Source organism: Salinimicrobium oceani (assembly GCF_012037645.1).
In genome coordinates this window covers 1-485 of sequence record NZ_JAAVJR010000497.1, presented here as the reverse complement: position 1 = coordinate 485, position 485 = coordinate 1, and the positions used below count along the sequence as shown (strand labels likewise).

The window sequence follows — 485 nt, the reverse complement described above, 5'->3', positions numbered from 1 at the left end:
GCATATCCTTCAGCATTAAATTCTTTCACCCACTGCGGAAGGTCTTCCAGGTAAAAGGAGCTGCTTATCCAGACTCCCTCATTTTGCCCATGAAACCAATAGGCTGCATTTGCGGTATGACCCGCCGGAAGCACTGCTCCCCGATCTTTAATAGCAACACCAATAGTTTTACCACGCATCTGGGTATGTAATCTATTCTCATCGGCCACAGTGGTAGTGAGCAGGCGATGTGGAGACATTTTCCCTGCTTCAACAGTTGTTCCTACTGGCATAACAGCAGGATCTCCTACGCAATACACCATTTCATTCTGGAATTTATTGTACCAGTCATTCCCGATGATCCCATGGGTTTGTGGCGCAGAACCGGTAAAAACCGAAGCATGACCGGGACCGGTATAGGTAGGGATGTAATTAAAATGATTATTGCGAAGATTAAAACCTTCAGAAATCAATTTTTTAAAGCCGTCATTTCCAAATCTATTCCA

Annotated in this window: 1 protein-coding gene; it reads right to left on the bottom strand. The window is 44.5% G+C overall.

Annotated features, from left to right (window positions below; all coding sequences use genetic code 11):
- The coding region (locus tag HC175_RS17910; protein ID WP_209310066.1) for an alkaline phosphatase family protein at positions 1–485 on the bottom strand (485 nt) is incomplete at both ends.